The following is a 2,192-nucleotide window of genomic DNA, read 5'->3' on the forward strand; positions in this document are numbered from 1 at the left end:
TTGATGTACTTCTTAGTAGTCTTAGTTAAGTACTTGTAACCGGAGTTGGACTTCTTAGTGGAGTAGTATACTCTGTACCCGTCGATTGCGGATTCATCACCTGTTGCAGTCCAGTTGATTCTCATCTTGGAACCGGTGTAACGCTTTGTAGTTACCTTAATCTTGAAGGATTCTACTGCTTTGATACGACCTTCCACATCAGCTTTTTCTAATGTTTTGATAGCCAGTTCCAGCTTAGCAACCAGTGCAGCGGAATCTCTATCAAATGCAGCTTTGTCAGCATCAGATAATGCATCATAAGCAGCTTTTGCAGCATTTACAGCTTCTTTATCAGCAATTGTGATAACTTCTGGCAGTGCAGCAATCTTCTTAGCAACGTCAGCCTTCATAGCGTTGGACAGTGCAGTTTCTGCAGCTTCGAGAGTAGTTAAAACAGTAGTGATAGGACTATATCCAGCACCAGCATACTTGGAATAGTTGTCAGCGTAAGCGTCAACAGCAGCTCTAGCAGCTTCTACAGCAGCTTTATCAGCAATTGTAATTGTTCTAGGAAGAGCATTTACTAATGCTTCAGCAGCAGCCTTTTCCAGATTAATAATTCTGGTTACATAAGCACTCAACAGACCAGCGTTCGCAACTGGTTTAGTAGAAGCACCAGCTAATGCCTGATAGTCTTCGTACATTTTCTGTACAGCCAGATAATCTGCTTTGTTTTCTAATGTTGCAGTACCAGGTAATGCTTTGATTGCGTCAAATACCTTCTGTGCTTCTGCAGCTAATACAGAATCAGCCTTCATAGCGTCAATCTTAGCTAATGCAGCAGCATAGTTTTCAGACAGGATTGCTTTGATTTCAGAAGCCTTCAGGTTTGCATTCTGCTTAGCATTCACAGCATCATAGAATACCTCTAATGCCTGATTAACAGCATCTTCTTTTGTCTTGTCTGCGTAAGTGTTTATATTATCTCTAGCTGCAACACCGTCAGCATAGGATCTTAAGAAACCCTTGCTAGGATCCATAACTGTTTTAGTTACAGTCTCTATAGTTCCATCTTCCTTAGTAATTTCTTCAGTTACAGTTTTTGTGCCAACATAACCAGCGGCAATCAACTGAGCGTCAACAGCAGCCTTTACAGCTTTAGTCTGGTCTTTTGTCAAATACTTATCCATAGCAGCTCTTGCTTCTTTTACTAATGCTACAACAGCATCAGCATTAGCGGCAGCTTTAATCTTAGCTTCGTAATCCTTCTGGATTGCTTCTACAGCAGCTTTATTATCGCCTTCCCAGTTAGCAATAGCATAAAGACCTGTTGTTTTGATTTTTGCAAGTTCTGCATTTGAAGAAGTTAAAGTTACATCATCATCGTTGGATTTGATGAGAGCTTTACCATCATCAATAACTTTGCCTAAATCTTCAAGTTCTTTTGCTGCAGTCGGAATATTAGTAGAAGACTGCATCCAAGCCTGGATTTTGCCATAAGTATCAACATTTGAATTTAAGTTGTTAATCATTTTAACAAGCTTTTCTAATGCAGCGTCAACAGTTGCTGCATTGTAAACAGCTTTACCAGTTACTGCATCATACTGAGTTTTCAGAGAAGCAGCATAATCGGTAGCGTATTTTACTAACAGATTAACATTTACAAACTTATCTGCAACAGCATAAAATGCTTTAGGTTCTGCATTAACCAGTGCATCTCCTGTAATGCCTGTAATTGCTGGAGCTCTTAATGTAGCAAGTGCTGCATCCTTAGCTGCAGTAACTGCGGTAGTATCTTCTGCTTCGTTGATGTTACCAACATACAGAGCTACCGTTTTCTGAACATTTGTAGCTAATGAACCTAATCTTGCGCTTGCCTGTGCAACATCAGTAGCATCACCGATAGCTTCGGGTTCAGCGATAATAGCCTGTAATCTTGCTCTCTCAGCTGCAGTAAAATCTGCTGCAGCATCATTTACAGTATCGATTGCTTCTTTCTTTGCCTTTTCCAGAGCAGCAGCAGCGTCAGCTTTTGTTACTAAATCTTTAGTAGCTGCTTTGAATGTTGTAACTGCTGCTAGTAATGTTTTTAAACCAGGTTTGGAGTTTTCAGCACCAGTAACAGCAGTTGTTAAATCAGCCTTTTTTTCTACGATAGTTGCAGCATCAGTATCGCTGTAGTTAGCAGGATCAATTGCTTCCATAGCAGCCTG

1 protein-coding gene is annotated in these 2,192 nt (G+C 40.4%); it reads right to left on the reverse strand.

Annotated features, from left to right (window positions below; genetic code table 11):
• A partial coding sequence (locus tag D1155_RS15440) for a hypothetical protein (RefSeq protein ID WP_160203302.1) occupies positions 1-2,192 on the reverse strand: 2,192 nt, incomplete at both ends.

This window comes from Anaerotruncus sp. 80, assembly GCF_009936115.1.
Classification (GTDB): domain Bacteria; phylum Bacillota; class Clostridia; order Peptostreptococcales; family Anaerovoracaceae; genus Senimuribacter; species Senimuribacter intestinalis.